Genomic DNA, 23,591 nt, shown 5'->3' with positions numbered 1-23,591 from the left:
CCGGGATTTAAAAGAACAAAAAAACTGCAGAATTTTCTGCAGTTTTATGAGGTATGTTTAAATTAGATCCGGGTTTGAGAGTCGGAGCGTTTTAGGGTTTGAAAGTTTTGACATGAATGTTTCAGATCTTGTAATATCTGAAATCTTATATTAGCCCCAAAAAAATTCACCATTCACTTGCGAAGCAAAATTCACCATTGACTCTTAGTTTGCTCATCCCGAACTCAGATTAAAATTAAATTTTATCCGTTGCTCATCGCAGTGTATTCATTGATCAGGAAGCTTAGATAATCCCACTCAACAGAATTTTTAGGATATTTCTTCATGAATTCTGCATTGTCGCCAAAAAGGAAATCATAATTATCCTCGAAGTCATCCTTGTGAAGCCACATGACCTTATCTCCTTTCTTTACATAATAAGATTTGATAACCCCACCACCAAGCTGAGGAGAACCCATCATAGAAAAACCTCCGGTTTCTTTAGCTCTCGGGTCATGATATACAGAAATGATATCACTGAAGTCAGGGTTGATCAGCTGCATCAGGAATTCCTTATCGTCTTTTTTGTTTTTCAGAGAAACGGTTTGATTGACAAAATGGATTCTTCCACCCGCTGTATTCTTCGTCAGTTTTTTGGTGCCGAAATTTCTGATGTTTCCCATATACTTTCCAACTTTTGCTATTTTTTCAGCATTGGTAGGGTATACATACATCTCGGTGATCTGTTCAGCATTAAAGACTTCATTCTTTTTCGTGATGCTGTCTTTCAAAGAAACTTCATAAATCTGTCCTTTTTTTGTTTCGATCTTGCCACAGAACCCTTTATGAGAGCTTCCGTCTTTTAAAACAATGGTTGATGTTTTCTTAGGAGACGGTGTATTAAAGCCCTCGTTGAAGAGATAAGTTTCCATTTTTTTGATGTCTTCTTTGGCGTATTTTACTTTCTGGGCGAAAGTGGCTGTACCTGCAAGACATAACGTAAGCAGTAGAGTTTTAAGTTTCATAAGTTATTGATAATTGTTTTTAATTTTGGCGGTAAAAATAGGAAATTAATCGACGTATTGTCAGAAAAATATAAGACCGTGAAATTTAGCTTTTACAATTATCGTTAAATGCGTAATTTTAAGGAAATTTTTAGAAATGATATACGGTGTAGATGTTTTCACTTTCCATGATGTTCTGGAAATCTGTAAAAAACCAAATAAAGCTAAACTTAATAAAGTAGCCAAAGAACAGATCCTAAAATCTCAGAAAAACGTTCAGAAAATAGTAGAATCCGATAGATGTGTCTATGGGATCAATACGGGTTTCGGTCCCCTTTGCGATACTAAAATATCTGCTGACGAAACTGCCCAGCTGCAGTATAACCTTATTATTTCCCATGCAGTAGGTGTAGGAAAGCCTATCAATAAGGAGTTTTCCAAAATCATGATCATTGCCAAGGTTCATGCTTTGTCTAAAGGTTTTTCAGGAGTTTCTCTTGAAGTGATCGAAAGACTGATCCTGATGCTTGAAAAAGATATTATTCCGGTTGTTCCGGAGCAGGGTTCTGTAGGGGCATCCGGAGATTTAGCTCCTCTTGCTCACCTGGTACTTCCATTGCTTGGATTAGGACAGGTTTGGGAAGGAGACGAGATCTTTGAAACCATGGAAGTTTTAGAAAGACATGGTCTTGAACCGTTGGTATTAGGCCCAAAAGAAGGTTTGGGACTGATCAACGGAACCCAGTTTATTCTGGCGCATGCGATCAAAGGTTTGGAGAAATTTGAATATTTACTGAACCTGGCAGATATGACTGCGGCTATGAGTATTGAAGCGTACAGAGGTTCTGAAAGCCCGTTCAAAAAAGAACTTCACGAGATCAGACCTTTCGAGGGAAGTAAAAAAGTGGCGGCTAGAATGGTTAAGTTTTTAAAAGGTTCTGAAAACATGAAAGCGCATGAAGAGTGCGAAAGAGTGCAGGACCCTTATTCCATGAGATGTGTTCCTCAGGTGCATGGTGCCAGCAGAAATGCTTTTGAACACCTTAAGCTGATGGCTGAAACAGAACTAAATTCTGTAACAGATAACCCAATTGTACTAAGCGCCGAAGAATCTATTTCCGGAGGAAATTTCCACGGACAGCTGATGGCACTTCCATTGGATTATGCTACACTGGCTGCTGCTGAATTAGGAAATATTTCAGACAGAAGAAGTTATTTACTGTTAGAAGGAAAATACGGACTTCCAAGATTATTAACGGAAAGCTCAGGACTGAATTCAGGATTTATGATCCCTCAGTATACTTCTGCGGCTTTGGTTACGGAAAATAAAACATTGTGTTTCCCGGCATCTGCAGATTCCATTCCTACAAGTTTAGGACAGGAAGACCACGTTTCTATGGGAAGTATTTCCGGTAGAAAATTCAATCAGGTTTTAGGAAATCTGGTAAATATCTTATCTGTGGAATTGATGTTTGCAGCCCAGGGATTAGAATTCAGAAGACCTTCCAAATGTTCGAAGATCATCGAAGAAAACTTTGCTATCATCCGTACAAAAGTGAAGAAGCTGGAAGATGACAGACTGATCGGAAAAGATATGCTGGCGATTGCAGAGCTTATCAATGAAAGAAAATTCAAGGTAGAAGTTTAATAAAAAAGCCAAAAGCAGCGATAGCCATCACTCCTGAAAAATAAATAAATCTTAAGCTTCCTCTCACCGGGGAAGCTTTTGTATTACACCCCAATTTTTAAATCTTTAAATCAGTTAAATTTTTAAATCCAAAAAAATGACCATCACCAGAACAGATTCTTCCCACACAGATTTTCAGAATTTAGTTAAACTTCTCGATGCTGATCTTGCCATCCGTAACGGAGATGAGCACTCATTCTATGATCAGTTTAATAAAATTGACAATATCAAAAACTGTATCGTGATCTACGTTGATGAAAAGCTGGCAGCATGCGGAGCTTTCAAAAAGTTTTCTGAAGATACGGTAGAGATCAAAAGGATGTACACTCATCCCGATTTTAGGAAAAGAGGTCTGGCCACAGCGATTGTACAGGAACTGGAATCCTGGGCTAAAGAATCAGGTTATGTAAAAGCGGTTCTGGAAAGTTCACTTGAACAGAATGAAGCCCTTTCCGTCTATGAGAAAAGCGGCTATTGCAAAATTCCTAACTACGGAAAATATATAGGTGTTGATAAAAGCGTTTGTTATGAAAAAATGTTATAAATTTCTCAAAGGGTAGTAGTAAATATTCATATTCTTGTAATAGTAAATTCATTTTTTCTAAGCTTTTAATTCCCATCAAAGTGTTATATTGGGGTTCCAAACCATACAATTAAAACTATGAGAAAAAGTGTATTTTACCTACTGGCACTGTTTTTTATCATGAATTCATGTACCAGTGACCAACTTCAAAATGAAAATCCTGCCGTTGAAAATGTTCAGAAAGATCCTTTAACGGGAAAACAGATCAACGCTGAAATTAACAGCTCGATCAAAAATACCGGGGCTTTCAACTGGAAAAATGCTTCCGATCATCTGCTTTGGAGTGCTATTTTCAGAGGAAACAGAATGGTGTCCATCGGATTTGGGTCTTCAAAGGATGATTTTGACCGAAGCCTTTCCGCAGACAGCAAAACCATGGAAGCTGAAGTTCTGGATCTGATCAAAAAATATGAAAATGCCAGCCAGGAACGATTTCTGATTGCTTCAGATCAGTATCTTAATCAGATAGATGTCATCGTAGAAAAAGAGGAAACGATTACAGCCCTGAGAAAAATGAAGACCATCAGGTATGTAGAGCCGGGAGACTATCATTATTTTGAAATAGAAAACGGGCTTAATCCCAACGCAAAATCCAGCGGTTCTTCATCAGGATGCGGCTTTGAATCTACCGCTTTAAATGCTGCAGATTATACGACCACAACACCGAATGCTAAAGTTCCATGGGCTTTTACCCAACACAATATTCCTAACGCATGGAGCCACAGTACAGGAGCAGGAGTTACCATAGGCCTTATCGATACGGGAGTTTCACCAGAACAGACCTTACTGGGAAGCAGTTTTAATACAGGAGCTTCTTCAGGAAGAACGATCAGCAAGTTCGGATCATATGTGAACGGATCTACTACAGACGGACCGGCAGATCAGTGTGGTCACGGAACAAAAATGGCTTCCGTAATGGCAGCTCCGAAAAATAATGCAGGACTTCCTGTAGGGGTGGCGTACAATGCCAATCTGATTACTTACCGTGCGGCTTCCAATGTTGTACTGGAAACTTCCAGCGAGCAGAACGGAGTAAAAACAGCATTTACGGATCTGGCCAATAATACCAGCGTGAAGATTATTTCAATGTCAATGGGGCATATTTTCTCTGTCGGAAAAATTGAAGACGGAGTGAAATACGCTTATTCGAAAGGAAAATTGATTTTCTGTGCGGGAGGGACTTCTACGAGCTTTACCAATTTTGTTGGGGTTATTTTCCCGGCAAGTATGTCTGAAACGCAGGCTGTAACGGGTGTAAAGGAAGGAACATCCAACCAGAAATGTGATGTCTGCCATTCCGGAAGCCAGATCGATTTTACATTCCAGATGGAAAGAGCCAATGGAAATACAGTTCCTGTTTTAAGTTATTATAACAATCAGTCTGATTATGTAGGCGGTTCATCAGTGGCAACAGCAGCAACGGCTGGTATTGCAGCTCTTGTCTGGTCTAAAAATCCGTCATGGACGAGAGATCAGGTGCTTAATAAAATGAGACAGTCTGCTACGTATTATCCTACCGTTAATTCAAGCTACGGATACGGAAATATTAATGTTCTGAAAGCGGTACAATAAAGTTATAAGTAATCAGTAATGAGTAATGAATAATGCGTTTCAGGGGTAAGAGTACGAAACCCGCATCCCGAAACGTTACGTTGAGATTTATGCCTTAAAGATCAAGGCTGTCTCTTAATGAAAAATTTCAAAGGGAATATCTCAGTCTCCCAGCTGATAATCTAACGGAAGCAGGTTTTCAATTTTATTTTTTGTAAAATCGCCTTCGTTGATGAGTTGGTCCGGATTGGAGATATTCCCTTCTTTTGTTATCTCAAAGACTTCACCTTCAGGATGCAGGTAGGAAGACAATGTAATGGGTAATCCCTCTTTAGTAAATTCCTTTCCCTTAATCTCGTAAGAATATTTCTGATAGTTCACCTGCAGCATATCTTTAAAACTGAACAGCACCTTCCCATCTTTTCTTTCCACGTACGCGGAATCAGGGATTTGTGTTTTTACAATGGCCAGTGCATTAGGTTTCTGGTTGTTTTTCCTTTGGGAAATATCACTTATGTTTTCGGGTATTTTTAGCATTGCCGAACTTTTTACAATCTGCTTAAAATCATCCAGGATTTTCAGTTCTTCTTCCGTTGGATATTTCGGATTGGGAACTTTTACCACATGATTCACAATAAACTTTTCTTCCGGGATTTGATTATTGTAAATGCTTCTGAAAAAATGAAGCAGACTTCCGTCGTAAGCATTCATCCGGTTAAGTTTGATTTTATCAGAGCTCTTTGTTTCTTTGAAAAAACTTGTTCCTGTATAATTAACCATATGGGAATTAAAATCTGATGTATAGTTGATCAGATTGTAGCGGATTTCATAGCCCAGATTTTTATTTTCTATGATTAAAGTATTCGGAGCTTTTACTTTCAGGAATTTATTTTTTTTGTCGTAGGAAAACTTCAGGGACTTTTGGTTCTTGATTGTTACGTGTTCACGGTCACTGCCGATGAAAGTTTCCAGAAAATAATTGATATAACTTCTATAAGCTTCCGGAGTATAGGGAACCAGCCTGATTTCTTCAATAGCGGTGGTTTTAGTCAGAACCACTTTCAGATTTTTATTGATAACCTCCGAAGCGGGTGTCGTAAAAGTTTCAAAATCGTCCTTCTGAAAAACGACATTTCCCAAAGTCGTAGAAGAAATACTGAGACTAAAGGTTCCGTCTTCTTTTGAAATAGTTCCCGTTTTGGTTCCATCAATATAAATATTTACACCGGATATGAGATTACCGTTATCACTGACTACCCGGCCTTTAATCATCTGCCCGGTTACAAAATACAGAGGGAGTATAAATAAAAATAGTAATATCGTTTTTTTCATGGTAAACAATATTACTAAATTTCTAGTGATAAAAAAAGGTTCATAAAACAGGTTTATCCTATCCTTACACTCGTCATACTTAAAGATCCCCCGATCAGTTCATCATTAAATAAAGACAGATTCTCCGCTTTATCTTTTAAGCCTAATGAATAGATCAACGGAAGGTAATGATCCGGTGTAGGAACAGCATACTGAAGGAATGTTCCCTGTTTCTGATAGTCTATGATATTCTGGAAATTTCCGTCCAGAAGCCAGTTATTGGTCTTTTCTCTTGCTTCTATGGCCCAATCCCAGCCGGCACCTACTGTATCGATGTTTTTCCAGTCGATCAGGCGAAGGTTGTGCACAATATTTCCGCTTCCGATGATCAGAATACCTTTTTCACGAAGCTTATTCAGTTTTTGGGCCAGGTCAAAATGATATTGCGGAGGTTTTGTATAATCGATGCTCAGCTGGATCACAGGAATATCAGCATCCGGGTACATATGTTTAATCACCGACCATGCGCCGTGATCAAGTCCCCAGTTGTGATCTTCCTCCACCAAAGCCGGAGCTAAAAGTTCAACGGTTTCTTTGGCCAGTTCCGGGCTTCCCGGAGCAGGGTACTGCACATCAAACAAAGCCTTTGGAAAACCGCCGAAATCGTGGATGGTTCTCGGCATATCCATCGCAGTGACATAAGTTCCCTGCGTGTACCAGTGTGCGGAAATACACAGAATCGCATTAGGTTTTGGGATTTCCTGTGCTGCTTTTCTGAATCCCTGTACAAACTGGTTTTCTTCAATAGCATTCATCGGCGAACCGTGCCCGAGAAATAAAACGGGCATTCTTTGGGTATTTCCAAAATTGTTGCTGATGTTCTGCAGATCGTTGAGGTTCATAATGAGGTTGTAATTAGAAAAAAGGTTCAAGGCTTTTAGAAAAATCCCTGAACCTTTTTATGTTATGAATTGTAGATGCTTTTGATATTACATTAATTAATAGGATTGCATCCTATTTTGGGCTAAGTCGCCACTTCGTGGCTCCCTTCTACCTACCAAAAACTCCGTTTTTTTTATTATGCCTGTTTTACAAACTGTAATTCTCCGGCGATTTTTACATCTTCGCTTACCATTACGCCTCCTGCTTCAAGAGCTGCGTTCCAGTTCAGTCCGAAATCTTTTCTGTTGATTTTTCCTTCAAAAGAAAAACCTGCTTTTGTATTTCCCCAAGGGTCAACGTTGATTCCACCGAAGTCTACATCTAAAGTGATTGGTTTTGTAACACCGTTTACCGTAAGGTTTCCAGTGATTGTATCATTTAAAGCCTGAGATTCAAATGTGATAGACGGATATTCTTCTGCATTGAAAAATTCAGCAGATTTTAAGTGATTGTCTCTGTCTGTGTTATTGGTGAATACAGAATCAGTCTGAATCGTAGCTGTTGTTTTAGCATTTTTGAACGTATCATCGTCAGCTTCAATTTCAGCATTGAACGTTCTGAAGTTTCCTTTGATGTTAGAAATCATCATGTGTTTTACTTTGAAAGTAATTTCACTATGCGTTGGGTCTAGGTTCCATTTTGTTGCCATTGTATTGTATTTTTTGTTTGTTATTGATACTGCAAATGTAGGACAGAGAACGTATACGGGGCATTGATTTAGGATAAGAAATGAGAGTAGTGCTATTTTTGAGTGTGAAATGTCAATTTTGCTTCGCAAGTGAATAGTCAATTATAGGTCTGATAAAATTCACAATTGACCATTTACCTTTGACACAATGTTTGCTGTGAAAGGTGAATTTTGCTTCGCAAGTGAAATGCCAATTATTGAGGCTGAAAAATTAACAATTGGTGATTCACCATTCACATCCGTTTCCCCTCATTCTTCCTACCATTAAGTTAAGAATTTATTTTTATCGGTACATTAATCCTGTTTTATGAATGTTTTAATTTAACATTTATTAACGGATGACTTTTATTTCTTATTTTTGAGGGATTCAATTTTATACAATGAAATTACATAAATTTTCTTTATTGATGCTGGTTTTGGGTAGTTCTGCATTCGCACAGACCCAAAAATTCACGATGGCAGAGGCAGTAAACGGACTGAGAACGAATCTTGCCGTGAAAAATATTTCCCAATTTTCATGGGCTGCGGATGGTAAATCTTACATTCAGGCTGTGAAAGGCGGTTATCTGATCACCGATCTTAAGACCAATAAGCAGGATACTTTAGTGTCTCTGACTCAACTGAACAAATCGTTTTCTGATGCTAAACTGAAAGCGGTTCCGCAGATTAAATTTACAAACGGTTCAAACGGTTATTTCAGTGCCAACGACAAAATGTTCTGGATCGAAAAATCCGGAAACGACTGGAAAGTGAAATCAGCTGCTGCGGTAGAAGGAAATGCTTCCAACGTGAAGATGTTCGGAGATAACCAGACTTTTGCTTTTACAGTAAAGAATAATTTATTTGTCAACAAAAATGGAAAAACAATTGCTGTAACCAATGATTCTGATGAAAATATCATCAACGGAGGGGCAACTGTTCACAGAAATGAATTCGGAATTGATACAGGAATTTTCCCTGCTCCCAATTCTGAAGCGGTAGCATTCTACAGAATGGATCAGACGATGGTGGCAGATTATCCGATCATCGATTGGTCTGTAACGCCGGCTGTAAACCACAACATTAAATATCCAATGGCAGGGCAGAAGTCTCATGAAGTTACTTTGGGTGTTTATAATATTAAAAATCAATCAACCACGTTCCTTAAAATCGAAGGCGAAAAAGATCAGTACCTGACAGCAGTTACCTGGAGCCCGGATTCAAAATACATCTTTGTAGGTGTTCTGAACCGCGGACAGAATCATGTAAAAATGAATCAGTACGATGCTGCTACAGGAAACCTGATCAAAACTTTATTTGAAGAAACCAGCGACAAATATGTTGAGCCTCAGCATCCGCTTACGTTCTTCCCGAATTCGAATACAGACTTCATCTGGCAGAGTCAGAGAACCGGATACAATCACCTGTTCCACTACAGTCTTGAAAAAGGACTGGTTTCGCAGATTACAAAAGGAGACTGGTTAGTAACTGATATCTTAGGTTTTAACGAAAAGAAAAAGGAGATCTATTTCACATCTACGAAGGAAACTCCTACAGAAAAACATTTATACAAGATCAACTGGACGAACTTCAAAATGCAGCGTATGGATGATGCAGCCGGTGTACACACAGGAGTTTTAAGCAGCGACGGAAATTATCTGTACGATACTTACAGTAATGCAGGTACGCCAAGATCTATAAACATTATCAATACCAGTACAGCAAAATCTACAAATATCCTGACAGCAGAAAATACATTGAAAAATTATCAGCGACCTGAAATTAAAAATGTAGAATTAAAAGCTGATGACGGAACACCGCTTTACGGTAAGATCATTCTTCCAACAGATTTTGATGCGAGCAAAAAATATCCGGTAATTGTGTATCTGTACAACGGACCACACCTTCAGCTGGTAACCAATACATTCCCGGCATCCGGAAACCTTTGGTACGAATATATGGCTCAAAACGGGTACATTATTTTCACCATGGACGGAAGAGGTTCTGCCAACCGTGGAATGAAGTTTGAGCAGGCTGTTTTCAGAAACCTGGGAACCACAGAAATGAATGACCAGATGAAAGGAGTAGACTACCTAAAATCTCTTCCTTATGTAGATGCTCAGAAAATGGGAATCCATGGATGGAGCTTTGGTGGATTTATGACAACAAGTTTCATGCTTCGTAAGCCGGATGTATTTAAAGTAGGTGTTGCCGGAGGACCGGTAATCGACTGGAAAATGTACGAGATCATGTACGGAGAAAGATATATGGATACGCCACAGGAAAATCCTCAGGGATATGCAGCAGCGAATCTTCTGGATAAAGTTCAGAACCTGAAAGGAAAATTACTGATGATCCATGGAGCTCAGGATGATGTGGTGGTATGGCAGCATTCCATTAAATTTATCAAATCTGCGGTAGACAATGGAGTTCAGCTGGATTACTTTGCTTATCCCGGACATCCGCATAATGTGATCGGGAAAGACAGAGTTCACCTGATGCAGAAAGTGACAGACTACTTTGATCAGTATCTGAAGAAATAATAGAAAAATCCAGCCGAAAGGCTGGATTTTTTGTTTTTAGTATTGAAATTTTTATATCCTACAGATTGAACGGATTAATCATAAAATTCCTTTGTCACATAAGTCCCGTTATTGATTCTTTTCAACTCTTTTAATATGTAATACCGGTGCAGGAAACCTGTAAGCACAACGATCTTTTTACCGGGATGGGTTGCTGCAATCTTGGAAATGTTTTTAGCCATAGTCTGGTTTCGGAGGTCCCAGAATCCGGACATTAATTTAAAACCGTCTCTGTAGCTGATCTTTTCACCGTTTGGCTTTACCACAAATCTTTTCGCAAATTCAGGTCTTGCTTCAATGATCTTTAAAAGCTCGGCATACTGGGCATCCTGTCTCTTTCCTGAGATTTGGTCGGTCGTGGCATTATTGAAATTCTCCGGTGATAGTTCAGCAATCTTCATCAGGTCTTTCGTAAGATTGGTGAAATTTTCATAGATCTTCACTTCGGAAGGAGCCAGTAGTTTGGCTTTATACAAACTGTCAATCAGTTTCACCGATAAATTATCCGTAGGAACCATTCCTCTGTCTTTTCTGTATTGATTTCTGCCTTCAAAATCAAAAGCGAACCTTAATGTTTTCGGATATTTTTTCAGATAAGCATTGCTTGCTTTAATTTCGTTTTCTGTAATCTTAATGCCGTTTTCGTAGTCTTTCATTCCCTGGCTATCTACTTCATGAAGGATAATATCCGGTTTCACTTTATCAAGGATGTCGAAGAGTATTTTAGGATGATAATTGGGCACACTGTCATGGATGTTACCGATGACGTAAATTTCGGTTTTGCTTTGTGAAAAACAGAAGCCGGTCAGGAGAAGTAAGAACGCTGTTAGGGTATGTTTCATTTTTATCATTATAGAAAGATCCAAATATAGGTAAAATCCGTTCTTAACAAACATCAATGTTTTTGAGCTTTTTCATCCGTAATTTTGTGTATCTAAAATCTAAAAATATGGAATTAGGAATAGGAATGTTTGGGGACCTGGCTTTTGATCAAGCTACCGGAAAATATAGAGATGCAGGTGTGAAGATCCGTGAAATACTGGATCAGGTAAAATTAATGGATGAGGTGGGCATTGATGTTTTTGCAATGGGAGAGCATCACCGTCCGGATTATGCAGTTTCGTCACCGGAAATGGTATTGGCTGCCGCAGCGAGTATCACCAAAAATATAAAGCTGGCAAGTGGAGTTACAGTGTTAAGTTCTTCAGAACCCGTGAAAGTATATGAAGATTTTTCAACCTTAGATCTGATCTCAGACGGAAGAGCTGAAATATTTGTCGGAAGAGGAAGCTTTATCGAGTCGTTTCCGTTGTATGGCTATTCTCTGAATGATTATGAAGAACTTTTTGATGAAAAATTAGAATTGCTTTTAAAAATCAACTCAGAAGAAAATGTGACATGGTCAGGGAAACTTCGTGCACCAATGCAGAATCAAACGGTGTATCCGAGAGCCAAAAATGATGGAAAACTGTCGATCTGGAGAGCGGTAGGCGGAACTCCTCAATCGGTTTTAAGTGCAGCAAAATTAGGAATGCCATTGGTAGTCGCCATCATCGGAGGAATGCCGGTACAGTTTAAAAATCTCGTAGAATTTTACAAACAGGAATATCAGAAAGCGGGACATGACGTCTCCAAAATGCAGATCGCAATTCATTCCCATACGTTTGTAAGCAATGATCAGGCTGTAGTAGACGGATATTTCAATAATTATAAATCTCAGATGGACAGAATCGGGGCCACCAGAGGCTGGGCTCCTTACACGAAAATGCAGTATGACGGCGGAAGAGCAAGAGAAGGCGCTCTGTTCATCGGAAGTCCGGCACAGGTAGCGGATAAAATTGCCTATATGAAAGAGATTTTTGGAATCACGAGATTCATCGGGCATATGGATATCGGTGATCCTGCTCACGATATTATGATGAAATCTATTGAACTGTTCGGGGATGAAGTAAAACCTGCTGTTTAGGATCTATAAAATGAAACCTCTGCTGACTCACAGCAGAGGTTTTTTATTGTCGTTTAAAATTTATACAATTTCAATCAGGCTTCCTCTTTCCTCATCTTTCACGATATTGAGAGCGGTCGGAATCTTTTCTTTAAGCTCTTCCACATGAGAAATAATTCCTACGATTCTGTTTTCTTTCATCAGATTAGTGAGGGTTTCAAAAACGATATTCACGGATTCCGTATCCTGGGTTCCAAAGCCTTCATCTATAAAAAAGAAATTTTTATCAGCCTTCGCATGGGACTGAACACTTTCCGCCAAAGCAAGAGCCAGACTCAAAGAAACCTGAAACGCCTGTCCGCCGGAAAGGGTTTTTACACTTCTGCTTCTTCCTTCATTCAGATAATCGATGATCTCAAAATCATTGCTTTCATTCAATTGAAGACTCAGCTGATTTCTTGTCATCCTGTGGAAACGGACATTCGCGTGATCACACAACTGTCTTAGATAAATAGAGGAAACGTATTGTACAAAACCGGCTCCTTTGAACAGATTCATCATCAGCTTTAAATTTTCAGAACGCTTTTGAAGGCTCGCGAGATTCTTCAGCAGATCTTCTTTCTTCCGGAATTCCTTTTCCAGTCTTTCAATTTCAGACCTGATTTTTACAACGGCATCATTCATCTGTTTCAGATCAGTCTGAGCTTCAGTGAACTGTTTTTCAGCCAGAGAAAACTGCTCATCATCAAATGAAAGACCTTGCAGCTTTAATTCCAAACCTTCAATGACCTTCTTTAAAGTTTCATAATCAATTTTAAATTTTTGAATCTCAGCTCTCGCTTCCTGTACATTAATTTCCTGACGTAAAATACTTTCGGCTTCTTTAAAATCCGCAAAATTCTGTTCAGTGAGTGCTAGAATGATAGCATCCTTATTTTCAGATATTTCTTTTTCAAGCTCCGTCAACTGTTTTTCAGATTGAGCGACAATCGTTTTTTGTTCTGCCAGTTTAGGAGCAAGTATTTTTTCCTGCTGTGATGCTTTCTGGTAATTCTGTTCCGTTTCCGAATTCAACTGTAATAGCTTGTGGTAAGCATCTTCAACCTCTGCTACGGTTTTTTGTTCATAGCTGTTCCAGTCCAGCGTCTTCAGATTGGAAAGGCTGATATTGATCTGTTCCTGTTTCGCAGCTTCTTCCAGTCTGAAAGTTTCCAGAGCGCTTCTGTATTTATCCAGGGTCTTAGTTTCTCTTTCCAGCGTTTCCCTTTCCAAAGCAACTTGCTGAGTGTTTTCCTCCATCTTCTTTTCGATGGCAAAAGAATCTGAGCGTTTTTTCTCAAATTCATCTTCATGATCCGAACTGAATGATTTCCAGACGAATTGCTGAAGGTGATTTTCAATATCTTTCTGAATCTCAGTCAATGCTTTCTGCTCATTAGCCAGCTGCTCTTCAAATATTTTTTTTCGGGCTAATATTTTTTCAATTTCAGTTTCCTGTGTCTGATGCTTTAAAATCTCCTGTTCTGCAGCATGAATATTCTCCTGGATTTCCTGCAGCTCAGCATGTACATCCTGAATTTCCACAATATGCGGATGTTCCGAAGCGCCACAAAGCGGGCAGGCTTCACCGTCATGAAGTTCACTCGCAAAACGCGATAATTCCTTTTGGATTTTTAAATGATCCTGTTTTTGCGAAAGCTCTTTTTTCTTTTTTTCCAGCGCTTCCTTTTTACTCCTGAAATCTTCCTTAAAATTTTCATGATAAGAAAAATGCTTCAGTTCCTCAGAAATATTGGTGATCTGTTTCTGTTGGTTTTCAATTTTACTGATCAGCTCCAGCTGTGATTTTTTGAAGTTTTTCTGCTGAACAAACCAGTTTCCAACAGCTGAAAGGACAGCCGAATCCATTTTCTGTTCCTTCAGAATATCTGCATCCTTGGAAAGTATATCGATCTTTTTCTGAATACTATTCCTGTTTTCTTCTACCTCTTTTACTTTTTCCGAACCTTTTTGGGTTCTGTCTTTAAGCGCTTTGATTTCATTGGAAAAGGTCAGGATCTTTATGATCAGATTCAGGTCGTTTTCCTGAGCTCTAGACCGTTCCAATGCCTTAAACTGCGGTTCAAGCACACTGAGTTGTTCTGTAATTGTTTTAAAATCTTTTTCAGTTTCCTGTAAAGTTTTAATCTGATGCTCCTTTTCAATCTGTTTGGCTTCAATTTCTTTGAAAAGTTTATTTTTCTCAGCAATTAAAGGATTGAATACGCGAAATACTTTGTCGTAAAGTTCTGCCTGGAGTTCCAAAGCATCAATTCGGGGTTTGTGTTCAGATAAATTATTAAAATTCTCTCTGTTTTGTTTTAAACCTTCGAAATCTGTTTTTAAATTTTTCAGCTGCTGATAAGTCGTTGAAATCTTTTCAAACTTTTGATTGGATTCTTCGAACTTCTTCTGTTCCTCCACCAGATAATCTTTCTGAAGCTGAATGTTGTCTTCATTGATTTCTTCAAAACCTTTTAACTGACCTTCCAGCTGATCCAGTTCAGACCTGTTTTTCCCGTATAGAGCAGAAGCATTATTCTGAAGATCATAACGCTGAAGATTAAAAATATCCTTCATCATATTGGTTCGCTCAGCAGCGCCCAGTTCCAGAAATTCTTTGAACTGGCCCTGCGGAATAATGATGGTCCGTTTGAAATAGGAATAGCTCAGGCCTATAATAGCTTCTGCATTGGAATGATCCAGTGGAATCCATTTGCCATCAATATGCTCGTAAAATGTAACCGAATAAGGCTTTACATCTTCAAATTTTTTAGAATTTCGTCTGAAATCCCGGGTTGCCCGGAACAGTTTATTTTCATAATTAATAAAATCAAACTCGATATAAGAACTGCTGGACTTTAAATTCATCATATTATATGCTCTTTTATCACGCATATTCAGACGCTCCGTCTCGCCATACAGGGCAAACGAAATAGCCTCAAGCACCGATGATTTCCCGGAACCTACAGCCCCGAAAATACCAAATAATCCAGCATCGGTAAGGTTTTTAAAATCTATGGTCTGTCGCTCCTGATAGGAATACAAACCTTCGATCGTCAGTTGAACAGGTATCATGGCTTAGGCATTTAAAATTTCGTTAAACAAATTCATCAGTTCTTCATTGGCTTCCTGGCCGCCATTTTTAGATTTAAAATAATCTCTGAACAAAGGTTCAATATCCTGATTCAGATTAATTTCTATACTTTCCTGCTCGGTAAGTCCCTTGCTTTTAACTTTAGGGATCAGGTGAACGATGCCGTTGTGGGATTGATAGATCATTCTCCGTTCATCAGCGGTTAAAAAGGTTTCACTTTCCAGGGTCAGCTCAATAAACGTATATGGATTTTCTGTCAGCCACTGAACGGTCTCTTCAACGGAAGTAAAGGTCTTCCTTACCAACGGTCTTCCGCTTTTAAGAGATTTCTTGATAAATGATACAGGCTGTCCCGGTTCCGCTTCAATTATGGAAACATACTTGGTCTGTCCCGCTTCACTAAAACTGTAACATAGTGGCGAAGATGAATAGACGACAGGCTTTTCCGGAGTTCCGATATTTTGAAAAGCATGGAGATGTCCAAGCGCTGTATATTGAATCTGATCCGGAATACTATCCGAAAAGATGAGGTCTGCATTTCCGATCTTAATGGGTTTTTCACCTTCCGGTTCTTCTAATATTTCAGTCCCTCTTTTGTTCATGTACAAATGAGCCGTCAGAAGGTTCACTCCGGAAGTATCACAAAACTGATCTGCCAGTTCTTTCCAGGTTTCAGAAAGGACCTTATTGATTTCTTCTTCCTTATTCTCCCCGAAATATTCTTTCAGACGGACTTCATTGGCATAAGGCGTATGTAAAATTCGCACCGGGAAATCTGTATTTTCAAGCTCAAGTTCTATAAAGCCCTCTTTTGAATTGATAATCTTAAAATGCTCAGTCCCGAAAGGAAGAATTTCAGCTTTCGGATGACCGATTAAAATAATTCCGCATTCCCGCGCCAGAGGATCAGGTGCATTAATCAGGTTGGGAGAATCGTGATTCCCGGAAATAGCAATAACAGGGCGTTTCCCATTTTGAGATAAACGTTTCAGCGTTTTATAAAACAGTTCAGCAGCCTCTACACCAGGCGTGAAATTGTCAAAAAGATCACCGGCAACGAGAATAAGATCAACGTTCTCTTCATCAGCAATACTGATGATCTCTTCCATTGCTGAAATCTGTTCTTCCAGACGGGAAAATCTGTCCAGTCGTTTTCCCAAATGCCAGTCGGCGGTGTGGAGGATTTTCATGAAAATTCTTTTATGATTTTAAAGTAAATAGGTAATGTAATTTTAAAGATAAGGTTTACATTGTAAGTAGCAAAAAATTACATTTGGGGAAAAATAATACTGTTTGTCGCAAAAGACAATTGGCAGTGTATGACCTGTCGGATTTCAAAACCACCAGGGTTTAAAATAGTAGTGATTATTAAGGCTTATTATCGGCCTCTCTTGCTTTAAAATCTTCCCGGATTTGTTTTAAACGTGCTTTTCTTTCTACTTCAGCATTTTGTATTTTACGTTTTTTCTGATCAATTTTCTTTTTATGTTTTTGCCGGTTTGCTTCGTTATTTTTGCTCATATTTATTTTTCGGAATGAATCGTTTTTAGGTAAAAATACACGCATCAAAAATACTAAAGATTGGGAGTTTAAACAATTTTAGTCGCTAAGTCAGATAAAATATTTTAATTTTACTGCGTTATGGAAGAAAAATCAAAAGATCCTCTGCACGGAAAAAGACTCGATGCCATTCTTGAAGAACTGGTAGAATACTATGAAGGATTCGAGAAACTGGGAGAGCAGATCAATATCAAGTGCTTTACAGATAATCCGAGCATCAAGTCTTCTCTGAAATTTTTAAGAAAAACAGATTGGGCGAGAGCGAAAGTAGAAAGCTTGTACCTCTTTGTACTGAGACAGAAAAAACGAAACGAAACAAAAAACGGTAAGTAAAAAAGAGGCTGTTTTGAGATTTTTGTTTTAACAGTTTTTAAATAGGCAATCATTTCAAAAATAGTATATTTGTGCCGTTAATCGTGAAAAACATCGCGAAAAAAAAGATAAAATATGACAATTGAAAACAACCATGTTGTAGCAGTAAGCTACATACTTCACACGATCGAAGAAGATGGAAGTAAGATTCTTGTAGAAGAAACAACAGCAGAAAACCCACTTACATTTTTATATGGTGTAGGAATGATGATTCCAAAATTTGAACAAAATATCCTTGGCCTTAAAGCTGGTGATAAAGCAGCTTTCGTTATTCAGCCGGAAGAAGCTTACGGAGAACAGGATCCGAACTCTATCACGCAATTGCCTATCGATATGTTTAAGGAATCAGGAGTACCTCCAATAGGAGCTATCTTACCTTTATCTGATGGTCAGGGAAATAATTTCCAGGCATTTGTAGTAGAGGTTACCCCTGAAGCAGTAATCGCAGATCTTAACCATCCAATGGCTGGGAAAGTTTTAGATTTCCAGGTGGAAATTGTAAATACACGTCCTGCAACAGAAGAAGAATTGACGCACGGTCACGCTCATGGAATTGACGGAATTGACGCTCACTAAACTATAAGAAATGTCCGGAATTTTTTCCGGACATTTTTTTTATTCTAAAAATTCTCCACTCACATAAAACCACCGGTTTTGAATCATTTTGAATTTTGATAATTCGTGATGGAGCTGTTTCTTTCCTTCCTCATCCGTATAAAAAGCTTTAAATTCAACTTTACTCACGGAAGGCTTATCTACAATTTCCAGTTTTGTCCACACATTAATTTCTCCCCATTCCTGCAGATCTTCGGTGTTATGATATTTCCTTTTTGGAGGAAACGTTGTTTCCATCAGGTATTTTCCGTTCGGAATTGCAAATGCAGAAAAGCGGGAACGCATCAGGGCTTCCGCAGTAGGCGCATGCTTTTCTCCGGTGTGGTACGGCTTACAGCATTCTTCATAAGGTTTTCCTGAACAGCAGGGACAATTCATGTTATACATTTTAAAGCACAAATTTACGTGATTTTTTATTTCATTAAAACGATTACCTTTTACTTGTTTCGCGCAGATTTTGCAGATCGCACAGATTTAAAACAACAAAAAAAAATATAACGCAAACATCTGTATGAATAAAAAAGCATCCGAAAATGAATTCTTCACAAAGAATGAATATGAAATATCCATTGTTGAATAAGAACGGGCTTTAGCCCGTGGCATAAGGAACATCTCAAAAAGCTCAAACCTTTATATTCAATAGGAATGGGTTTTAACCCATTTAACGGAAACATTCAATCATTTCCACGGCTTTAGCCAAAACGTATAAAAAAAGAAGCACCCAATTGGATGCTTCTCTGTAAAATTTATTTTATAAAACCTCTGTTTCTCAATAAAGGCTTGATATCCGGATCATGTCCCGTAAAATCTCTGAATGCCTGATTCAGGTCTACAGAATTTCCTACAGAAAGAATATATTTTCTGAAACGGTCACCGTTTTCTCTGGTCAGACCGCCATTGCTTTTAATCCATTCCCATGCATCGTTGTCAAGGGTTTCAGACCACAAATAAGCATAATAACCTGCTGAGTATCCACCGCCCCAGATGTGTGCAAAATAAGGCGTATGATATCTTGGAGGTACGGTAGCCAGAGTAAATCCGTGGCTTGCCAATGACTGTTTTTCAAAATCAAGAACAGGAATGAGCTGGCTTTCATTTGTAACGGTATGCCAATCCATATCCAGAGCTGCCGCAGAAACAAGTTCTGTCGTCATATATCCTTGGTTGAATGTCGCTGCCTTTTTAATTTTCTCAACTAAAGTCTGAGGAATCGGCTGCTTTGTTTCGTAGTGAATTGCATAATTTTTAAGAACCACAGGATCTAAAGCCCAGTGCTCATTGATCTGCGACGGAAATTCCACAAAGTCTCTAGGAACACTTGTCCCTGAAAGTGATGGATATTTCTGGCTGGCAAACATTCCGTGGATAGAGTGTCCAAATTCATGGAACATCGTAGAAACGTCATCATAGCTGATTAGTGAAGGTTTTCCCGGAGCCGGTTTCTGGTAATTATAACAGTTGACGATCACAGGTTTTGTTCCTAAAAGATAAGACTGCTCAACAAAATTACTCATCCATGCACCTCCGTTTTTAGAATCTCTGGTATAGAAATCAAGATAATAGATCGCGATAGATTTTCCATCGTGGTCAAAAACCTCGTACGTTACTACATCCGGGTGATAAACCGGAAGATCTGTTCTCTTTTTGAAAGTTAGTCCGTAGAATTTTTCAGCGGCATAGAAAACGCCTTTCTCCAAAACAGTAGTCACTTCAAAATAAGGTTTGATCTGGTTTTCATCAAGGTCATATTTTGCTTTTCTTACCTGCTCTGCATAGAAATTCCAGTCCCATGGTTCTACTTTGAAACCACCTTTCTGCTGATCAATAAGATCCTGAATATCTTTAGCCTCACGTCTTGCCGTTTCCACAGCAGGAGTCGCGATCTGGTTCATGAGTTTGGTTGCTGCCTCGGGAGTTTTAGCCATCTGGTCCTGAAGTTTCCATTCAGCGAAGCTTTTCTTTCCAAGGGTCTGAGCTTTTTTAAGTCTTAATTTAGCCAGCTTTTCAATGGTTTCGCGGGTATCGTTTCCGTCGCCTTTTTCAGCTCTCAGCCATGAAGCTTTGAACAATTTTTCTCTGGTTGTTCTGTTTTTCAGATTCTGAAGAAGTGGCTGTTGGGTTGTATTTTGAAGAGCAAGAAGATATTTTCCAGGTTGCCCTGCCGTTTTAGCATCCGTTGCTGCTGCTTCGATTTCGTCTGTGGAAAGTCCGTCAAGTTCTTTGGCATCAGAGAAGAATACACCGCCCTGTTTTCTTGCTTCCAGTAATTTATTGGCGTATTGCGTAGAAAGTGAAGCCAGTTCCTGATTGATCTGCTTTAATTTTTCTTTATCTGCTGCAGAAAGATTCGCTCCTGCAATCTCAAAATTCTGTTTGTAAAACTGTACAAGTCTTTTTCCTTCGGAGTCTAAGCCGTCTTCTTTAATAGACTTGATTCTTTTATATAAATTTTCATTCAGGTACATTTTATCGGAATGCGCTGCAAAAATAGGAGCAAATTCTTCATCTAAAGCCTGAAGGGTAGGGTTCGTATTCGCGCTTGTAAGATTGGAAAATACAATAGTGGCTCTTTTTAAAACTTCACCGCTTTTTTCAAGGGCTACAATTGTGTTTTCAAAAGTAGGCGCTTCCGGATTGTTGGCGATTTTCAGGATCTCAGCATCGTGCTGTTTCAGTCCAAAATCGAAAGCAGGTTTGAAATGTTCATTTTTAATTTTATCGAATTCCGGAGCTTCGTACTGAAGCTTGCTTTTCTTCATAAAAGGGTTTGAAGATAAGGATGGATCGGTAACAGGAATCTCCTGTTGAGTATCGGTTTTCTTCATTGTAGTACAAGATTGGTTAAGTGCCAGCGCAGAAATTAACAATACCGATGAAATATTTTTCATAAATTAGTTGTTATTAAAGTATAAAGATATTAAAAACTTAATTTATAAACGCAGTAAACATGAAATCAACAACTCTTTTTATGCTGTCAGCCTTCGCGCTGATGGCCTCATGCAATGAAAATCATAATAAAAGGAATAATGATAATGACAATAGTGGTAATGGGTGGGTAGACAAAGTAATCGACAAGGATAACGGCCCGGTTAAAGAAAAAACATTCAACGGGGATTTTGACGAAATAGAAGTTTCTCAGGCAATCGATGCTGAGGTGATCAAATCTGACGTAGAAAAAGTGGTGATTTCCGCACCGGAAAATATCATCAACGAAATTCTTGTGGACAACGATGGCGGAAAGCTTCATATTCATTACAAAAAAGGAATCAGAGTGATGAACAGCCATAATGTAAAGGCTAAGATTTACACAAAAGATTTCTCAAAGCTTACGGCTAATTCTGCAGCAAGCATCAGCATTAAAGATAAATTCACACAGGATAAAGTAAGCATTGATATTTCCAGTGCAGCCAGCGTTTCCGGAGATCTGGAAGCCAATGATTTCGATATCTCAGCGGGAAGCAGCAGCAGCTACAGTGGAAAAGTATGGGCAGTGGATCTTGACATTGAAGCATCTTCAGCGGCAAGTCTTGATATTTCCGGGAAAAGTAAAAATGCGGACATCAGTTCTTCATCAGGAAGCAGTGTTTCAGCCAAAAATCTTATTGCAGACAATGTAAAAGCAGATGCATCCAGTGGAGCGAGCCTTCAGATAAGTGCTGTAAATTCAGTAAATGCCGAAGCTTCTTCAGGAGGAAGTGTAGATGTTTCCAAAAAAGGAGAACTTAAAAATGTAACCAAGCAGGAAAGCAGTGGCGGAAGCGTAAGTATTCAATAAATCAGTTGGGAGTTTCATCGTCATCTACTGACGAGGAACCTTCCCAGTTTCTATTATCAAAATTAAGATTATCATAAGCTAATAATTCCTCCTCACGCTGGAGGAATTCTTTTGTGGTAAACTTTAAAATCTCATCATCACCTTTTGCCTTAGCCAATCTCCGGATAGAAGCCTTGTCTATAGCCATAAATCTCTGTCCCAGACGTCTTGCCGCATATTTTCTCATCCCGGTTTCATGAAGAACGTCTACAGCCATATCAACAGCAGTTCCCAATGTTTCACGGTAAATATTTTCAATGCCGTTATTTAAATAATCATAAGCATCTATTCTGTTCTTGGCCCGTACAAAAATTCTCACCTTTGGATAATGTTCACGTACAAGATCTGCAATAAATTTATTGTCATCCCGGTCGTCAAGACACAAAACTAAAATTTCCGCATCTTCAATGCCTGCAGCCCTTAAAATGGGAATTCTTGTCGCGTCGCCGTAATAAACTTTAAAGCCATTACTTCTCAGCAGCTTCACCCGGTCAGAATCCCGGTCCAAAACCGTTGCTGATATTTTATTTGCCTTTAAAAGGCGGCCTACCGTACTTCCAAAGTGTCCGAAACCTACAATAATGATTTTCTTTTGACTTACATCATTGTCCAGAATGTTGAAATCATTGTCTTCATCAGGAATCTCTTTGATGAATCTAGGCGTAATGAATTTATCGTTAATGATCAGAAGGATAGGGGTGATGCACATGGTAATGGCTGTGACGGCCATCATTTGCGCATTAAGTTCCGGGCTTAGCAGATAAAGATCCGAAGCGTAATTGATCAGGACAAAAGCAAATTCTCCCACCTGAGAAAGAGCAAAAGCATAAAATAAACTCTGTGGCGTATCGATTTTGAAAAACTTTCCAATTGCATACAGGACCATAAATTTTACCGCCAATACGGCAAAAACAGTAGAGAAAATAAACAGTGGATCCTGCTGAATAATATTAAAATTGATAGTAGACCCAACACTCACAAAGAATACGGCAAGAAGCAGCCCTTTAAAAGGATTGATCTGCGCCTCCAGTTCATGCCGGAATTCACTGTTGGCAAGCATAACGCCCGCAAGGAAAGCTCCCAAAGCAGGAGAAAGCCCAATAGCAGCCATAAGCTCTGAAACCCCAATCACGAGGAACAGGGAAGAAGCGGTAAGCAATTCAGTCATTCCTGACTTTGAAACATATCGTAAGAAAGGGACAAATACATATCTCCCCAAAAGAATCAAAATAGCAACCCCTAAAATAACGGTTCCGGCCTGCAGCCATTCCGGAAGCTTCTGGATGATGATCTGAATTTCATTATCGTGATGACTGGCTTTATAATTCGCAATAATCGGAAGGATAGCAAGGATAGGAATCACGGCAATATCCTGAAATAGAAGGGTAGAGAATGAGGCTTCTCCAGCCATGGTTTTGAAGTTATTCTTTTCCTGAAGCGTCTGCAGTACAATAGCAGTAGAGGAAAGGGCAAAGCATATCGCGATGGCAATGGCTTTGTCGATCCGCCATCCGGCACTGATGAAAACGAGAAACAATAGTGAAATAGTAAGCAGCATCTGCGTCAGTCCGAGGCCCATAATTTTCTTCCGCATTTCCCAGAATTTCCGGGGCTCAAGTTCCAGTCCCACCAGAAAAAGCAGCATGATCACCCCAAATTCACTGGCGTGCATAATATCATTGACATCTTTTCCGGTAAGCCGCAGAACATAAGGACCAATGATGATACCTCCTAAAATATATCCGATCACTGAGCTTAACCCAAATTTTCTGGCCAGCGGAACCATAATAATGGCTACACCTAAGAAAAGTAATGTATTCATCGCTAAGCTGGATTCCATACG

Annotated in this window: 19 protein-coding genes; 8 read left to right on the top strand and 11 right to left on the bottom strand. The window is 39.0% G+C overall.

What is annotated here, in order from left to right:
- Positions 1-242: 242 nt before the first annotated feature.
- Positions 243-1,004, bottom strand: a complete 762-nt coding sequence (locus tag BM143_RS21885) for a hypothetical protein (protein WP_090027305.1) — start codon at positions 1,002-1,004, stop codon at positions 243-245.
- A 136-nt stretch (positions 1,005-1,140) separates the two neighbouring features.
- Between BM143_RS21885 and hutH the strand changes: the two genes are divergently transcribed.
- The 3 genes from hutH (at position 1,141) to BM143_RS21870 (ending at position 4,825) form a co-directional block, all read left to right on the top strand.
- On the top strand, positions 1,141-2,631 hold the full coding sequence (gene hutH, locus BM143_RS21880) for a histidine ammonia-lyase (protein WP_090027303.1): 1,491 nt from the start codon (positions 1,141-1,143) through the stop codon (positions 2,629-2,631).
- A 136-nt stretch (positions 2,632-2,767) separates the two neighbouring features.
- Positions 2,768-3,214 carry a GNAT family N-acetyltransferase gene (locus BM143_RS21875; protein ID WP_090027302.1) on the top strand — a complete coding sequence of 149 codons (447 nt, stop codon included), beginning with the start codon at positions 2,768-2,770 and terminating at the stop codon, positions 3,212-3,214.
- 117 nt (positions 3,215-3,331) lie between these two features.
- Positions 3,332-4,825 (top strand): S8 family peptidase, encoded by a 1,494-nt coding sequence (locus tag BM143_RS21870; protein WP_090027300.1) that lies wholly within the window; start codon positions 3,332-3,334, stop codon positions 4,823-4,825.
- Between the two features lie 141 nt (positions 4,826-4,966).
- Here the strand turns inward: BM143_RS21870 and BM143_RS21865 are convergent, their stop codons facing one another.
- The 3 genes from BM143_RS21865 to BM143_RS21855 all read right to left on the bottom strand — a co-directional run bounded on the left by BM143_RS21865 (position 4,967) and on the right by BM143_RS21855 (position 7,706).
- Positions 4,967-6,136 (bottom strand): carboxypeptidase regulatory-like domain-containing protein, encoded by a 1,170-nt coding sequence (locus BM143_RS21865; RefSeq protein WP_090027298.1) that lies wholly within the window; start codon positions 6,134-6,136, stop codon positions 4,967-4,969.
- Positions 6,137-6,189: 53 nt separating this feature from the next.
- Positions 6,190-7,017 carry a 4,5-DOPA-extradiol-dioxygenase gene (gene ygiD, locus BM143_RS21860; protein ID WP_034729877.1) on the bottom strand — a complete coding sequence of 276 codons (828 nt, stop codon included), beginning with the start codon at positions 7,015-7,017 and terminating at the stop codon, positions 6,190-6,192.
- A 176-nt stretch (positions 7,018-7,193) separates the two neighbouring features.
- Entirely contained in the window at positions 7,194-7,706 is a 513-nt protein-coding gene (locus BM143_RS21855) for a YceI family protein (protein WP_034729881.1), read from the bottom strand.
- Between the two features lie 419 nt (positions 7,707-8,125).
- Here BM143_RS21855 and BM143_RS21850 point away from each other — a divergent pair, with 419 nt between their 5' ends.
- Positions 8,126-10,267 (top strand): S9 family peptidase, encoded by a 2,142-nt coding sequence (locus BM143_RS21850; RefSeq protein ID WP_090027296.1) that lies wholly within the window; start codon positions 8,126-8,128, stop codon positions 10,265-10,267.
- 74 nt (positions 10,268-10,341) lie between these two features.
- Here the strand turns inward: BM143_RS21850 and BM143_RS21845 are convergent, their stop codons facing one another.
- The gene (locus BM143_RS21845; protein ID WP_228430927.1) at positions 10,342-11,148 is read right to left on the bottom strand and encodes a hypothetical protein; all 807 of its coding nucleotides are present in this window, start codon (positions 11,146-11,148) and stop codon (positions 10,342-10,344) included.
- 107 nt (positions 11,149-11,255) lie between these two features.
- On the opposite strand from BM143_RS21845, the gene BM143_RS21840 reads away from it, so the two are divergent.
- Positions 11,256-12,272 carry an LLM class flavin-dependent oxidoreductase gene (locus BM143_RS21840; protein WP_090027292.1) on the top strand — a complete coding sequence of 339 codons (1,017 nt, stop codon included), beginning with the start codon at positions 11,256-11,258 and terminating at the stop codon, positions 12,270-12,272.
- A gap of 60 nt (positions 12,273-12,332) precedes the next feature.
- On the opposite strand, the gene BM143_RS21835 is transcribed toward BM143_RS21840, so the two are convergent.
- From BM143_RS21835 to BM143_RS24085, 3 genes are all read right to left on the bottom strand, one after another.
- Entirely contained in the window at positions 12,333-15,368 is a 3,036-nt protein-coding gene (locus tag BM143_RS21835) for an SbcC/MukB-like Walker B domain-containing protein (protein WP_090027289.1), read from the bottom strand.
- Positions 15,369-15,371: 3 nt separating this feature from the next.
- Positions 15,372-16,577 carry a metallophosphoesterase family protein gene (locus BM143_RS21830; protein ID WP_090027287.1) on the bottom strand — a complete coding sequence of 402 codons (1,206 nt, stop codon included), beginning with the start codon at positions 16,575-16,577 and terminating at the stop codon, positions 15,372-15,374.
- A 178-nt stretch (positions 16,578-16,755) separates the two neighbouring features.
- The gene (locus tag BM143_RS24085; RefSeq protein ID WP_165571912.1) at positions 16,756-16,908 is read right to left on the bottom strand and encodes a hypothetical protein; all 153 of its coding nucleotides are present in this window, start codon (positions 16,906-16,908) and stop codon (positions 16,756-16,758) included.
- Between the two features lie 120 nt (positions 16,909-17,028).
- Between BM143_RS24085 and BM143_RS21825 the strand changes: the two genes are divergently transcribed.
- Positions 17,029-17,280, top strand: coding sequence for a VF530 family protein (locus BM143_RS21825; protein ID WP_034729898.1), 252 nt, complete (start codon positions 17,029-17,031; stop codon positions 17,278-17,280).
- A 114-nt stretch (positions 17,281-17,394) separates the two neighbouring features.
- Entirely contained in the window at positions 17,395-17,895 is a 501-nt protein-coding gene (locus BM143_RS21820; protein ID WP_090027285.1) for an FKBP-type peptidyl-prolyl cis-trans isomerase, read from the top strand.
- A 39-nt stretch (positions 17,896-17,934) separates the two neighbouring features.
- Here the strand turns inward: BM143_RS21820 and BM143_RS21815 are convergent, their stop codons facing one another.
- Together BM143_RS21815 and BM143_RS21810 are read right to left on the bottom strand one after the other, a co-directional pair.
- Positions 17,935-18,312, bottom strand: a complete 378-nt coding sequence (locus tag BM143_RS21815) for a YchJ family protein (RefSeq protein WP_090027282.1) — start codon at positions 18,310-18,312, stop codon at positions 17,935-17,937.
- A 368-nt stretch (positions 18,313-18,680) separates the two neighbouring features.
- The gene (locus tag BM143_RS21810; protein ID WP_090027280.1) at positions 18,681-20,822 is read right to left on the bottom strand and encodes a M3 family metallopeptidase; all 2,142 of its coding nucleotides are present in this window, start codon (positions 20,820-20,822) and stop codon (positions 18,681-18,683) included.
- Positions 20,823-20,881: 59 nt separating this feature from the next.
- Here BM143_RS21810 and BM143_RS21805 point away from each other — a divergent pair, with 59 nt between their 5' ends.
- Positions 20,882-21,709, top strand: a complete 828-nt coding sequence (locus tag BM143_RS21805) for a head GIN domain-containing protein (protein ID WP_090027278.1) — start codon at positions 20,882-20,884, stop codon at positions 21,707-21,709.
- A 1-nt stretch (position 21,710) separates the two neighbouring features.
- Here BM143_RS21805 and BM143_RS21800 read toward each other — a convergent pair whose 3' ends face one another.
- Complete coding sequence (locus BM143_RS21800; RefSeq protein WP_090027276.1) at positions 21,711-23,588, bottom strand: monovalent cation:proton antiporter-2 (CPA2) family protein; 1,878 nt, start codon at positions 23,586-23,588, stop codon at positions 21,711-21,713.
- Between the last annotated feature and the right edge of the window lie 3 nt (positions 23,589-23,591).

Origin of the sequence: Chryseobacterium oleae (assembly GCF_900115055.1) — a bacterium.
In the GTDB taxonomy this organism is placed as follows: domain Bacteria; phylum Bacteroidota; class Bacteroidia; order Flavobacteriales; family Weeksellaceae; genus Chryseobacterium; species Chryseobacterium oleae.
This window is presented reverse-complemented; position numbering and strand designations above follow the sequence as displayed.